The organism is Paenibacillus sinopodophylli (genome assembly GCF_005930355.1).
Classification (GTDB): Bacteria; Bacillota; Bacilli; order Paenibacillales; family Paenibacillaceae; genus Pristimantibacillus; species Pristimantibacillus sinopodophylli.
On record NZ_VDBO01000001.1, the window covers coordinates 1,437,913 to 1,451,351 of the forward strand.

The following is a 13,439-nucleotide window of genomic DNA, read 5'->3' on the forward strand; positions in this document are numbered from 1 at the left end:
TGTTTTTTATTTAAAACTTTTACCAACGCTTGCGTTTGCTTAGCATCATCCATCCACCTGCTGCAATCAGCGCGGCAGCAATCGCATAAATCCCCCAGCTCCATAGAAGCACAAGAACGACAAACACGGCCGACGCGGCAGCAAGCGCAATAGATGCCGAAAGCACCACACGCGGTATGGATGAACCGAACAAATAATATTCGTAAAGGCCTGCTGCTACACCAAAAATAAACAACGGCCACAAATATTTCAAGCTATCCCATCCAAAAAGGTTGCAAACGACAAACAGTAGGGCATATACGACAAGCATTCCGCCTGGTACAAGCACGACCGCAGGAACCAATCTGCCGAAGTATAACACATGCAGAAGCACTCCGGGGATTAAAACGAGCAGCGGCCAGAAAATGGCACCAAGGAAGCTGAATACACCTAACTTGCCCAACAAAATAACGAGCCCAGCTAACAGCAAAATAATTCCAGCGGAATATTTGTTATTAGGCATTCGCGCGTCCGCTCCTTACAACGTCAATCGCATATGATGACGAAAGACGACAGTTTTTATCTATATTAGTTTATAGGAATTGAACTGAAAATACCAGTACGTTTAAGGGGTCTTAACAAAAAAAAAACCGCCCCGCCTTATTTTGCGTGAACGGAGCGCACAATAATCGTCATAATACCGGCTTTTTCTTCACAACCGCAAGTGCAATAACGAGCGGTATACATAGCAAAGGTATGGCCTCGGCAAGTGTTTTGGACCCGTGGAACAACAGTTTGTTCAGTCCTGGATCATGCATGAGCATCTCTCCAGCTGCATAAGCAAGCAATGCTGCACCGATGTAGGAAAGCGCTGGGAATTTGTGCAACAGCTTCCCAAGCATCTGACTACCCCAAATAATCATCGGAATACTGAGTGCAATGCCTAGCATAATAAGAATAGGATCGCCTTCGGCAACGGCTGCGATGGCCAGTACATTATCGAGACTCATGACGAAGTCCGCAACAACGATCGTCCAGATTGCCGATCCAATCGTTGTCACTTTCTTGACCGTATGATTATCCAGCTCACTGCCGGCATCCGCAAGCAGCTTGACCGCGATATAGAACAAAAGCAATGCCCCGGCAGCCTGCAAGAAAGGCACCTGGAGCAACTGAATTGCAACCAGCGTCAGCACACATCTAAGTCCTACCGCTGCCACAGCGCCCCACCAAACAGCCTTCTTGCGTTGCTCTGGCGGGAGTTGCCCGCTCGCCATGGCAATGACAATCGCATTGTCTCCGCTAAGCAAAACATTAATCAGCACAATCTGCATAAACATCATTAGGCTGTCCACATCACATACCCCCTCTTATTCAGCTGTATGTACAAGCTCGAAGAAATATGTCCAAGCAAAAACGGCTTCGGCGTCCTTTAAGACGCTGAAGTAGCTTTGATGGTGAAATATAAGCCCTTTATAAGCGAACAAACTTATAAATCCTTATATTTCAAGGCGAAACGGCTGTCATCGTCCTTTGGCGGTGCAACGCGTTTCATTCCGAGAACTATAGATAAAGGATGCCGAAGTCATATACTTTCCTATATTTCGTGAAAAGAGGAATCTAACGCCTCCGCTTCTCGTATGATTGTACAATTCAAGTTGTCATTGTTTATGGAAGGTGGGCCATCACTTATGGAGCTATTTTCAGTCGAGTTTTTCTCCGCCCTGTTAACCATCGTTTTTATCGACCTAATCTTGGCCGGAGACAATGCGATCGTTATTGGGCTGGCTGCTCGCAACTTACCTAAAGAGCAGCAGAAAAAAGCTGTTATTTGGGGGACTGCGGGAGCTGTAGGCATACGGGTCATCGCTACCTTGCTCGTCGTTCAACTGCTTAATGTGCCTTGGCTGAATTTGGTTGGCGGTCTGCTGCTTGTATGGATTGCGTATAAGCTTGTCGTACAAGAGGACTCCCATTCCGGAATGAAATCCGGCAACACCCTATGGCAATCAATTCGAACGATCATTATTGCCGATGCAGCTATGGGGATCGATAATGTCATTGCGGTTGCCGGAGCAGCCCATGGGGATACGCTGCTCGTGGTGCTTGGGCTTATTATCAGTGTGCCTGTTGTTGTTTGGGGCAGCACCATCTTTATCAAGCTGATTAACCGCTTCGAATGGATCGTTTATGTCGGTTCTGCCGTGCTTGCGTATACAGCTGCCAAGATGATTACTCATGAGAAATCCTTGAAGTCTTTTTTCGAGAACCCATGGTACTTATGGGCTTTCGTCGTAGTTGTCGTCGCTGCTACTATAGCTGGCGGTTTCATAACGAACCGGAGAAAGAAAAAAATAGAGGAACAAAAAAGCAGCGAATCCGATTAAAGGATTGCTGCTTTTTTTATTTAAAACCAGCTATCTTCGCCTGCTGATTGCACAGCTGTTTGTTCATAAGGAGAAAGAACAAGCACTTCTGTACCTTCAACTGCGTCAGTTAGCAGCTGTTTGTAATTAGGGATAAGGGACTCAATCTTCTCTACAATCCGCATATTCGGATTGGTGCTGGGCGATTTAGGCAAAAATAGCGTACAGCAATCCTCATAGGGGAGAATCGAAGTCTCAAACGTTCCAATTCGCTCTGCTAATCGGATAATTTCGTGCTTGTCCATCATAATTAACGGCTTCAACAATGGAAGAGTAGCTGCTCGTCCAATTACGTTCATACTTGGCAGCGTCTGGCTGGCAACCTGCCCGAGACTCTCGCCGGTTACGATGCCGTTTGCCTTGCTGCGTTCTGCAAGCTGTTCCGTGATGCGGAGCATTGCTCGTCGCATTAACGTAATAATCAAGTTATCGCTCTTTGCCTGAACAAGTGTCGTTTGCATTTCTGTAAATGGGACCAAATGCAGCTTAATCGGTTCACCGCTGAAGTACGACAGCCGCTTCGCAAGCTCGATCACTTTATCCTTCGCCTGTTCGCTCGTGAACGGATAGCTGTGGAAATGTACGGCTTCCACTTCCAGCCCTTTACGCAGCGCCAGCCAGCCTGCAACGGGACTGTCGATACCACCCGAGAGCAAAAGCATCGCTTTGCCGTTGGAGGAGTAAGGAAAGCCTCCTGCGCCAGTAATAACGTCATAGAACACGTAGGTCGCTTCCTCTTGAATGTCAACACGAAGTTCAATATCCGGCTTATTTACATTCACTTTCAGATTTGGCATCGCACGTAAGACATGACTTCCGACCAAATGGTTCATTTCCTGCGAGTTGTGAGGAAATTTCTTCCAAGCGCGTTTGGCATTCACCTTGAATGTGCTTGGTTGTTCAGGCAAGGACTGCATCAGCGCCAGAGCTGTCAATCTGATTTTCTCCAAATCCAGTTCCGTGCTGATAACCGGACTAAGCGACACAATGCCGAATATGTCCTTCAGCCGATCGGCAATTGGCTCGTAAGGATGTCCATTCAGTTTCACGAACAAGCGCCCAAACGATTTGAAGTACGTAATATGCTCATAAGAAATTAATGCCTGCTTCACCTGCTCAAGCATCTTTTTCTCGAATCTATTGCGGTTTCTTCCTTTTACCATTAAGTCCCCATAACGGAGTACAATTTGATCATAAAGCAAAATTAGGTCAATCTCCTCTCAAGCGGCTTCAACTGTTTTACAATATCCACAAGTGCTGCCGCTAACGCGTCAATATCCTTCTCCGTATGCTCGTCACCTAAGCTGATTCGAACGCCACTCGTTGCATGCTCACGGCTCGCGCTGAGTGCAAGCAATACGCGGCTAGGCTTATCGTCCTTGGATGAGCAAGCTGATTTCGTAGATGCCATTATACCATGCTGCTCCAGCATATGAATAACCACTTCCGGCTTCATTCCTGGATAAGAGAAATGTACAATATGCGAAGCACACGGCTCTGCACCGTTAAGCGCTAGCTCCGAGATGCCTTTAATATGCTGAATCAGCTGCCGCTTCAGATCTGACAGCCGCCGCTCACGCTCTTCCATTCTCTCCATCGACATGCGCAGTGCCTTTGCAGAACCCACTATGGCTGGAACGTTCTGAGTCCCTGCACGATACCCGTTCTCTTGGGAGCCTCCACTCAACAATGGATGAAGAACCACGCCTTCTCGTACATACAAGAAACCGACGCCTCTTGGCCCTCTCAGCTTATGAGCAGAGCCCGTGAGCAAGTCAATGCCCCATTCTGAGACTTTTATCGGCTGCTTGCTTATACTTTGCACCGCATCCACATGGAACATGATTCTGGGAAAACGTTTCAGCAAACGGCCAATCTGCTCAATAGGCTGAATCGTTCCGATTTCATTATTAACATGCATAACGCTTACTAATATCGTCTCATCGGTCAGCGCCTTCTCCAGCTGTTCCACGTTCACATGACCCGTATGATCAACCGGCAAATAAGTAACACGGAAACCCTCTTCTTCCAGCTGTGCGAAAGCTTCGTAAACCGAGGCATGCTCAATTTGAGTCGTAATCAGATGCTTGCCCCTGGCAGCATACTGGCGTGCAGCACCTTTAATCGCCATGTTATTGGATTCCGTACCGCCTGATGTGAATATCCAATTGCCGCTGCCTGTTTGCAACTGCTCTGACAGAAGCGTACGCGAACGTTCAATTAGTTTGTCAGCCTGAGTACCCTCCCGATGCAGGGAAGACGGATTCGCATACACCGATTTCATGACCTCAAGCATCGTCTGGACAACCTCTTCATACGGAGGGGTCGAGGCGCAATGGTCGAAATATAACATTCTTGTATAAACTCCTCTCCACGGTGAAACGTATAGAGATAGGATGAGCACACGCCTTTCCTTTCCTATACGTCAAAAAAGAAAAAGACCAACGATTGCTTCAGCCATTGAGGCCGTAAGCGGAATCGTGATCTTATCGCTTCCGTTTTACTTCGCTTGCAGCACCTTGGCAACATAACGCTGCGTTTCTTCGGGAAGCGCCTCAAGATTCTCGATTAATTGCTCGTTCGTCTTGATCCCTGTACGGTCGACTCTGCCTGGACCTGCATTGTATGCAGCCAGTGCTACATGCTCATTCCCGTTGTACTTCTTAAGCAGCAAGGATAGGTACTTCGTTCCGCCATTAATATTCTGTGCAGGATCGAATGAATCCGTAACACCGAGGCCTCTAGCCGTGCCATCCATAAGCTGCATAAGACCTTTGGCTCCTGATCCCGATTGCGCGTCAGAACGGAATCCGGACTCCGTTTTGATAACCGCTTGAATCAATGCCGGATCAACACCGTATCTAGCCGCGGCTTGCTGGATGAGATCGTCATATGCAGAAGGCTCAGCTTTGGCTCCTCCTTCTGCATGGTAAGAAATATTCGGGAAGCTGTTCAACGACTCCAGCTGTGCGAGTGCATCTGCTGGAAGAATGGGAAGCGACGTTCCGCCCTCTGATGCAGTGTCTGACATATATTGTGATAACAGCGTATCGAACAAGGAAGCTGAGCCATCACCTGTCGTAGCATCCAGCGGATTCGATGCCGCTTTCAAATCCAGGCTCGGAGCCAGCTGAAGCTGCAATAATGTTTTGATAATACGAGGGTCTATGCTCATGATATCCTCCTGGCTGTTCTGTAATAAGACATAATAAGGTCTGCTCTAAAGTATATCGGTTATCATTGTACATGTTTTTAGAGCAAACAGCCAGTAACCCTCTATTATATGTTTTCTATGATCGGCAAAACCTCACGAATATCCTGGCATTCCGAATAAGCGATCTCGGCTTCGCCATCATCTGGCACCCGTCTTCTACCGTTAAGCCAGATTGGTTTCCAGCCTGCGTTGAACGAAGGTACGATATCGTTATGCCAAGCATCGCCGACATAGGCGAGCTGCCCCGTCAAGCAGCCTGTCTGCGCATGCACGTGACGAAACACCTCAGGGTCAGGCTTGGCGAGTCCAATGCCATCCGAAATGAAGATGTTGCGCGAGTCTATCCAGCTCCGCAGACCAAGCGTATGTATTTTATTCATTTGATGCTCGACAGGACCGTTCGTTATGATGCCAAATGGCATATTTCTTTCGCTAAGCTGTTGAAATAGATGTTGAACGCCTTCGCTAAGCACAATTACCTTCTGTTCATGCTCATAGCATTCCTGCAGGAATTGTGCCCTTTCTTGCTCTACATGCAAGCCTATATCTACAAATGCCGAAGTCGTACGCTGGATTCGAAGCTCCTTAAGCGAAAGCTCACCGACCGCATGCTTAACCCATAGCCGATCACTATGTCTCCTCATTTGCTTGAACAAAAACGCAAGCTGAGCCGCATCATACACAAGCTCTCCAAAGCCTGCTGCCTGCACCGCTAAGCGAAATGGCTCCAATTGATCGTATAATGTATCATCCAAATCGAAGTAAACGGCTTTGATCAATCGTGCTCCTCCTCTCATTCCCTTACATAGGTAACGCTCTATGTTTACATCCTACAACGAACTGTATATAAATAAAACCGGCATGCGCAGCTGTTTCCAGTCCGCATGCCGGTTTATATAAACGATGAATCGATCTACCCTTCAGAGTTCGTTCCGCTCTGCTGCTTATTTGAATACTTTTACGCGCTCATCAATCGGTTGGAACGCCTTTTCACCAGGCTCTGCTGTCGGTTTGCCGAAAGGCATTTGAGCAACCAGCTGCCATGAATCAGGAAGCGACCAAGTTTTCTTAACTTCTTCGTCAACAAGCGGGTTGTAGTGCTGCAAAGAAGCGCCGAAGCCTTCTTTCTCTAGCGCAGTCCATACTACCAATTGATGCATGCCTGAAGAATGTCCGGACCAGATCGGGAAGTTATGCGCATACGAAGGGAAGTTCGCCATTAGGCCGTCAACTACCGTTTTATCTTCGAAGAACAATACTGTACCGTAACCATTTTTGAAAGAGCCCATTTTTTGCTCGGTTGGCTCGAATTGGTCAGCCGCTACAATAGCGCGAAGCGTATTTGTCGTAATATCCCAAAACTTATCATGGTTATCGCCGAGCAAAACAACTACCCGTGCACTTTGGGAGTTAAAAGATGATGGGGTATGCAGAACAGCATGCTGCACAATTTCTACAATTTTATCGTCGGAGATCGTGGACTCCTTACTAATTCCATAATAAGAGCGTCTCGCTTGAATTGCTTCCAAAAATGCTTGTGATGACATTGTTTCTCCTGCCTCTCAATTGTGTAATGAGGAATGTACGTAACATCCAATTTAATAACTTTACGTAAGTTACTTTAAATTATAAATAAGATTTTGTCAAGGTGAACATAGTCATTATCCCCATAGGAGTTGAATTTATGAATCGCTCGTCACTTGCTTGGCTATGCCTGTTTTAGCGTCAGTCTGGACCCGCCATTTTCCGTTTATCCACGTAATAAGGAATGAAATCAAACCCAGAATTAACAATACGCCAACCTTATATAGCGCTTCTTGTCCACTCAAATCCATAAAAATAGCTTTAATCGCGACGAGAACCAGAACGACCGAACCAAACCATCTGAATAATACCTGTCGGTAATACGCTCCCCACAATATGAGCAGCAGCGAATAACAGCCCCATGATACAGATAATGCCAGCGCCAGATAGACAGCATGCGAACCCGGCATGTATTCTGTGAAAATATTTTCGATTTGCCTTGTCAGCAATCCTCCTACGATTAAGTGTGACAGTAGCGCATAGATTCGGCCCATTATTCGGTTAGCTTGCTCCGGCAGATCTCGAATGACGAATGTTCTTGAGAAATAAAAGCCAATTGCAGCCAGCAGAATCCAAGCGATCGCACCCCAGTTTAGAAAAGGCACATACATGCCGAACCACTCGCCGCGCGGCGTATCCCACGTTACGATGTACCAGTAGCAGCCGACGATAAACCACGTCATAACAGAAGCCATGCTGAGGGGCAGCCAGTTCTTGAACCGACCTACAACCGCTGCCACAGCAGAGATAAAGCCCCATAGCAATACGGTAAATAAAGGCTTGGAATCGTATCCGCCTCCAATGCTGCTGAGCGAGACGAGAATAAGCAGTAATCCGGTGAGAAAGAAGCTGGCTGCAGCAGGTGTGATCTTTTGTGTAGCGATATAAATCACATAGCTTCCAAGAAGATATACAATGCCGATAAACGTCAGGATGTAGCCATACGGCACTTCGTGATTCAGAATAACAAGTGCCCAGAACGTGAACATGATGCCATTCGCCGCATTCAAGTATAAATCTATGCCGTCAAAGCTTAGTTTGTTGAGCCATGACGATACCATCAGACCAACTGTGTAGAAGAGGAATGCTGCCAGCGCGTAGCGAATCGGCATGCTCCACAGTCCCTCCGTCGAGGGGTTGTAATGAAGAAAATAGACGATATACATCAGCCATGTCCCTATGAAGCTGACGATTCGAAGTTCATGCCAACCTCGCGCAATGCTTAAGAAAAAGAAAGCGACATTTAGCACAAGCATGTATAGAAACAGAGCAAACACCTGATCCGTTTCCGGCCTCATCGGAAGCGGGGACAGCAAAGCCCCAGCCATCGCAATATTGATTAATAATCTTGATCTATACTTGAACGCATAGGCGGAGATCAATGCAGTTACTGCACTCACGCCGAGCATAACTGTCATTGGATCCCAGAGCCGATAGAAGATGCCTGCAAAAGCAAAGGTCGCATATAGAACACATGCACCCAGTCCAATCATAATTTCACCGATTAAGCTGCTAGGTTTGTGCTCGGCCAATTTCAGACCAATAATGCCAATGCCTGCACCGCTTAACAAACCGAATCCCACCTTCATCACTTCGGTAATCCAGCCTTGATCAAGTGAATATTTGAACAAGGTAATAAATGCTGTCACTATAAACAATGCGCCTAGAAGCGACGTCCAATGCCTACTCATCGTCTCTTTCATGTCTTAACGCTCCATTCATCGTTATATATCTACCTGATTTGCCTTTGGACATCCAAAGATCCAAACCTTTGACCACACCGTATAATGCAAAAAATAAACAAAACGCAATGATCTCTAGCTCCAGTAAATACCACGGCCAAGGAGCAAGCCAATCAAGTAAAGAAGCCGTTGCTGGCTTGCGGGCAAGAAACATAAAATTCGTTGTACCCGACAAATAGTTCGTAATCCATGCGGGGATAGCCAAGATATGGAGCCACAGCATCGCACGGAGAACAGAGCGGAAAGTCGGTCGATACCGTTCGACAGCCACAACGAACAGGGCTGCACCAATGATGCCGATGTGTGCGATAAAAAACTGGAAATAGCGGAAATGAGGAAATGTCTCATCCAAATTCGGCGTTAATAGGGCTTGCAAAGCTCCCATGCTGCCAAGAAAAAACAGTACATCATATAGCGCCTTGTGCTTTGTCATTAATACGACAGCTCCTACTAGCAGCATGAGGCTGCACAATTGAAGAGGAAGCGAGTAAATCCCCCAGCTATTCTCAGTTATATAAGAAAGCTGTAGCGCAGCTTCACTGCAGAGAAGTACAGCAGCCAGCGTCCAACGAGTTATTTGATTTCTTGAAGGCTCGCGCAGCCCTCTCCGAAAAACAACAACCATTACTACGATGACCACTAGCAAAGATAGCCCTGCCGAATGCGCAGCAGAAAACATCTCGAATCGTATACGTCATCCCCCCATACTTTTCCAAAATATTAGTTTATATTTCCATTTTGGTGAAAAATACATAAAAAAAATAGTACCAACTTTATCTGGTACTATCCTCGTCATTCTTCCTATGGAATAAGCCCATCTCTTTGGCCTTATTCGCTGCTTCGCGGGAACCGCTCAAATTCAGCTTTTTCAATATATGATTCACATGGTTTTTGACCGTACGGATGGATACAACGAGCTTGTCTGCGATTTGGGGCTGCGTGTATCCTTGATCGATGAGATCCAGCAATTGGAGCTCAGAGGGTGTAATCATATCCCCCAGCTTCTTCACCTCGAACTCTCGCTCTAGCTGCTTCAGTCGACGGAATTCCTCTCGCATATTATCTGCAACGGCAGCGTTTATTGGTGATTGGCTCCGGTATGCCGAACGTATAGCCTCCGGCAAGCTTTCGAAATCCGACTTTATCTGGTAATCAATTGCTCCCGCTTGAAAGGAACGGAATATCAGGTCCTTCTCCTCCATCGATGTGAGCATAATGACTTTGGCTCCTGTCGCTATTGCTGCCTCTTCAGCTAACAATACACCTTCAGGTCGACCTTCCAGCATGATGTCCATAAGCACAACATCGGCAGGAGTCGATTGCTGTACGCCCTCCCGTAGAGCCTGCCTGACTTCTTCTGGCTTGCTTGACGACCAGACGACCTCCATATCTGACTCCTTATTTATAAAAGCGGACAAACCTCTAAGCCAGTCCAGGTCATCCTCCACAATCCATAGACGGATTTTATTCATATATTACGCTCCTCTCTGCCTGCACGATACTCATTCGTTCAGCCTGAATTGCCCGCTTAGGGAATATGAGATAAACAGATGTACCCGCCTCAGGTTTACTTCTGAGATTCAGCATCCCTTTATGCTTGCGCATCACATGGTAGGCATAGGGTAATCCTAGTCCAAAATTGATATCACTGCCGCTTTTGGTCGTATAGAAGGGTTCCAGCACCTTAGCTGCCTCTCGTTTACTCATCCCTGGCCCTGTATCTCTAACTTCGACAATGAGCTCACGCTTCGTCTCACTTAACTGAACAAGCAGCTCCCCGTTGCCTTTCATCGCTTCCACCGCATTGGCAACAATATTGCCAAGTGCCTCGCTAACTTGGGCTGGATCGATTCGGCATACCCAGCCTGGACTGAACAAGGTGCTCAGCTTGATTGGCCCCAGTATAGGTTCATATCCTTTCAAAGTCCGTTCAATAAGTAACGCCATATCCGTTGGTTCCACTCGCAGCACAAGATCCTCCGTTCGCCGATGAACGCGCTGGAGCATCTCCTGCATATGGCGTGACGCACCAAGCACCGTCTCAATGTCGGCAAGCAGCTCCTGCTGATCCGTTGCGATCGCATAGGCTTTCATTTTCTCCGAGAACAGTCTCATTTTGCCCGCATCATTCTTGATGGCATGATTCAATATCGCTGTACCCGAAGTAACCGCTCTCAATGTAGAGTCATATCGCCGGCGGTCAATATTGACTCGCACGCCCATGAATCCATAAGTGAACAAGGCAATCACAAACACCGTAACACTTAAGCCCACAGTCCAAGTATTATATACCCACATCCGCAGCATACCAAGACTTGGAAGCACGTAATTCATAACCATACTGAACACAACAGGAGGCAGAACAACGGAGCAAATAATCCAATGCGTTCTGGAGAAAGACGCTAGAAGCTGCTGTTTCAGCAATATTTGTACCGCTCCGTATAAGATATATGGAACAGCCCACCAGACAACAATTTTGAATGAGATGGGATAAACAGTCGTGTAAAATGGCGTAAAAACGATACATAACACAATGGGTATTAGCAATAGAAACGGCATTAACGTTTGCATGCGCTTGGTCATCCGAACAGGTCGGTATGCATTAGCAAACAATACGAACGAATAGGGCAAACCATAATAGGAAACCAAGGAGGATACGGCTTGCAGTCGATAGAGCAGCTGCTGCGCCACCTGATTCATTCCCGCTTCCGCTGCTGCCGGTAGCCATTGCATATCCAGAACGGCAGCAAGCGCCCCTGCTCCTCCCGTAAACGCGACTGCTCCCAGCCAATGATTTACGGACGACCGCCGATCGGAGAGCCATATAATAGCTGCAATAGCCCATAATGCGATGAGAACGAATAACATAATGCAGCTCCTTCAATACCCTTTATATATGCCATGTGCGCTAAGCGCTATCGGAATATACTTCACCGAGTTGATGGTTCAATTGAACCACTTCTATTTGCTGTACGTCAACTACTAGAGGACTGAAATAACTGCTTCTCAGCCTTCCTTGATGTTGGCTTTGCATTCTTTTCATTTCGGCATACGACTTACTTATCCTTCTTTTCACAATGCAAAGAAGCAGGCAACGTCCCCTTACATGAGACAAAGCCTGCTTCATATCGCCTATCCTTAAATCTCTAATTGATTGGATGATGCAAGTTGATTATACCAGTAATAGCTTGCTTTCGGCGTTCGTGCAAGTGTTTCGAAATCGATATGTACAAGTCCAAAAGGCTTGGAGTAGCCGAATGCCCACTCGAAATTATCCATAAGTGACCATACCATATAGCCTTTAATCGGAACGCCTGATTCAATCGCGCGGTGTAGAGCCATGATATGATCATGTAGGAAGCTGATTCTTGCCTCGTCATTTACTTTCCCATCTTGCAGCTCCGCCTCATAGCAAGCTCCGTTTTCCGTAATATAAATCGGTATTTGACCATAGGTAGCCGATATCCATGTCAATACATTGTAGAAGCCATCGGCATAGATATTCCAATCGAAATCCGTCTTGGCGAAGCTCGAGCTAATCTCCTCGCTGTTATACAGGTCATTGCCTTCTGCATAACGAATGAAGCTGCCCGTATAATAATTGATGCCAAGGAAATCAATGGGCTCGGAAATAATATCCATATCGCCCGGCTCGAATTTCACTTTGTAGCCTTTACTCTCATACCAGCTCGTCAACAGCTCCGGGTACTCCCCTTTGAGCACGGGGGAGAGGAACCATTCATTAAATGATCCATTGCGAAGCTGTGTTGCTCTCACATCTTCAGGGGATGAGCTGTATGCCGTTCTCCACTCCGTATTCGGAGCATATCCAATCTCGCCTTCTATGCTAAGTTCGCGAAACCGCTTAACCGTTAAGCCGTGCGCCACAAGAATGTGGTGAGCGACATCAAGAGCTGCCTGCAAATCCTGTTTGCCAGGTGCATGAGCCCCCATATAGTTGGATAGAATTGAGATGCACCATGGCTCATTAAGCGTGATCCACCTTTTCACCTTGCCGTTGAATGCATGAAACACCGTTTCTGCGTAAGTAACAAACGCGTCAATGGTGCTGCGGTTCTCCCAGCCGCCCTCATCCTGCAACGCTTGCGGCAAATCCCAATGATAAAGTGTGACGAAAGGCTCAATGTCGTTTGCAATCAGCTTGTCGATCAGCTCTTCGTAATAGGTAAGACCGAGCGGATTAAGTTCCCCTCTTCCCTGCGGGTACACACGCGGCCATGCAATTGAAAAGCGATAAACCGAAACGCCCAGCTCTTTAAGAAGCCGGATATCATCATCAATACGGTGATAGCTATCACAAGCTACGTCTCCTGTGTCCCCATTCAGCACCTTATCCGGTGTTTTAGCGAACGTATCCCATATGCTGGCGCCGCGTCCATCCTCTTCGAATGCTCCTTCAATTTGATAGGCTGCAGTAGCCGTTCCCCATTTGAAATCGTTCGGAAACTGTACAGTTGTCATGCTCCCATACCT

13 protein-coding genes are annotated in these 13,439 nt (G+C 47.0%); 1 reads left to right on the forward strand and 12 read right to left on the reverse strand.

What is annotated here, in order from left to right; genetic code table 11:
• Positions 1-19: 19 nt before the first annotated feature.
• Both FGT79_RS06640 and FGT79_RS06645 read right to left on the reverse strand, forming a co-directional pair.
• The gene (locus FGT79_RS06640) at positions 20-502 is read right to left on the reverse strand and encodes a hypothetical protein (RefSeq protein WP_138751942.1); all 483 of its coding nucleotides are present in this window, start codon (positions 500-502) and stop codon (positions 20-22) included.
• 169 nt (positions 503-671) lie between these two features.
• The gene (locus FGT79_RS06645) at positions 672-1,334 is read right to left on the reverse strand and encodes a TerC family protein (RefSeq protein ID WP_246096183.1); all 663 of its coding nucleotides are present in this window, start codon (positions 1,332-1,334) and stop codon (positions 672-674) included.
• A gap of 336 nt (positions 1,335-1,670) precedes the next feature.
• Between FGT79_RS06645 and FGT79_RS06650 the strand changes: the two genes are divergently transcribed.
• Positions 1,671-2,366, forward strand: a complete 696-nt coding sequence (locus FGT79_RS06650) for a TerC family protein (RefSeq protein WP_138751943.1) — start codon at positions 1,671-1,673, stop codon at positions 2,364-2,366.
• A gap of 20 nt (positions 2,367-2,386) precedes the next feature.
• On the opposite strand, the gene thiI is transcribed toward FGT79_RS06650, so the two are convergent.
• The 10 genes from thiI to FGT79_RS06700 all read right to left on the reverse strand — a co-directional run bounded on the left by thiI (position 2,387) and on the right by FGT79_RS06700 (position 13,427).
• A complete protein-coding gene (gene thiI / locus FGT79_RS06655; RefSeq protein WP_138751944.1) occupies positions 2,387-3,607 on the reverse strand; it encodes a tRNA uracil 4-sulfurtransferase ThiI in 1,221 nt (406 codons plus the stop codon).
• Positions 3,608-3,609: 2 nt separating this feature from the next.
• Positions 3,610-4,758, reverse strand: a complete 1,149-nt coding sequence (locus tag FGT79_RS06660; protein ID WP_138751945.1) for a cysteine desulfurase family protein — start codon at positions 4,756-4,758, stop codon at positions 3,610-3,612.
• 147 nt (positions 4,759-4,905) lie between these two features.
• Positions 4,906-5,580, reverse strand: a complete 675-nt coding sequence (locus FGT79_RS06665) for a lytic transglycosylase domain-containing protein (RefSeq protein WP_171056105.1) — start codon at positions 5,578-5,580, stop codon at positions 4,906-4,908.
• A gap of 104 nt (positions 5,581-5,684) precedes the next feature.
• Complete coding sequence (locus FGT79_RS06670; RefSeq protein WP_171056106.1) at positions 5,685-6,398, reverse strand: HAD family hydrolase; 714 nt, start codon at positions 6,396-6,398, stop codon at positions 5,685-5,687.
• 165 nt (positions 6,399-6,563) lie between these two features.
• A complete protein-coding gene (locus FGT79_RS06675; protein WP_138751948.1) occupies positions 6,564-7,166 on the reverse strand; it encodes a nitroreductase family protein in 603 nt (200 codons plus the stop codon).
• 135 nt (positions 7,167-7,301) lie between these two features.
• Positions 7,302-8,906, reverse strand: coding sequence for a DUF2339 domain-containing protein (locus tag FGT79_RS06680; RefSeq protein ID WP_138751949.1), 1,605 nt, complete (start codon positions 8,904-8,906; stop codon positions 7,302-7,304).
• Positions 8,887-9,624, reverse strand: a complete 738-nt coding sequence (locus FGT79_RS06685) for a YwaF family protein (protein ID WP_138751950.1) — start codon at positions 9,622-9,624, stop codon at positions 8,887-8,889. Before FGT79_RS06685 ends, FGT79_RS06680 begins: the two co-directional genes overlap by 20 nt.
• A gap of 94 nt (positions 9,625-9,718) precedes the next feature.
• Complete coding sequence (locus FGT79_RS06690; protein ID WP_138751951.1) at positions 9,719-10,417, reverse strand: response regulator transcription factor; 699 nt, start codon at positions 10,415-10,417, stop codon at positions 9,719-9,721.
• Positions 10,410-11,813, reverse strand: coding sequence for a sensor histidine kinase (locus tag FGT79_RS06695; RefSeq protein WP_138751952.1), 1,404 nt, complete (start codon positions 11,811-11,813; stop codon positions 10,410-10,412). The genes FGT79_RS06690 and FGT79_RS06695 overlap by 8 nt, the downstream gene beginning before the upstream one ends.
• Before the next feature lie 270 nt (positions 11,814-12,083).
• On the reverse strand, positions 12,084-13,427 hold the full coding sequence (locus tag FGT79_RS06700) for a GH1 family beta-glucosidase (RefSeq protein ID WP_138751953.1): 1,344 nt from the start codon (positions 13,425-13,427) through the stop codon (positions 12,084-12,086).
• Between the last annotated feature and the right edge of the window lie 12 nt (positions 13,428-13,439).

Excerpts from the sequence above, each read along its gene's own strand:
- FGT79_RS06640 (WP_138751942.1), bottom strand. The coding sequence starts at position 502 with ATGCCTAATAACAAATATTCCGCTGGAATTATTTTGCTGTTAGCTGGG.
- FGT79_RS06650 (WP_138751943.1), top strand. The coding sequence starts at position 1,671 with ATGGAGCTATTTTCAGTCGAGTTTTTCTCCGCCCTGTTAACCATCGTT.
- FGT79_RS06660 (WP_138751945.1), bottom strand. The coding sequence starts at position 4,758 with ATGTTATATTTCGACCATTGCGCCTCGACCCCTCCGTATGAAGAGGTT.
- FGT79_RS06665 (WP_171056105.1), bottom strand. The coding sequence starts at position 5,580 with ATGAGCATAGACCCTCGTATTATCAAAACATTATTGCAGCTTCAGCTG.
- FGT79_RS06675 (WP_138751948.1), bottom strand. The coding sequence starts at position 7,166 with ATGTCATCACAAGCATTTTTGGAAGCAATTCAAGCGAGACGCTCTTAT.
- FGT79_RS06680 (WP_138751949.1), bottom strand. The coding sequence starts at position 8,906 with ATGAAAGAGACGATGAGTAGGCATTGGACGTCGCTTCTAGGCGCATTG.
- FGT79_RS06685 (WP_138751950.1), bottom strand. The coding sequence starts at position 9,624 with ATGTTTTCTGCTGCGCATTCGGCAGGGCTATCTTTGCTAGTGGTCATC.
- FGT79_RS06690 (WP_138751951.1), bottom strand. The coding sequence starts at position 10,417 with ATGAATAAAATCCGTCTATGGATTGTGGAGGATGACCTGGACTGGCTT.
- FGT79_RS06695 (WP_138751952.1), bottom strand. The coding sequence starts at position 11,813 with ATGTTATTCGTTCTCATCGCATTATGGGCTATTGCAGCTATTATATGG.
- FGT79_RS06700 (WP_138751953.1), bottom strand. The coding sequence starts at position 13,427 with ATGACAACTGTACAGTTTCCGAACGATTTCAAATGGGGAACGGCTACT.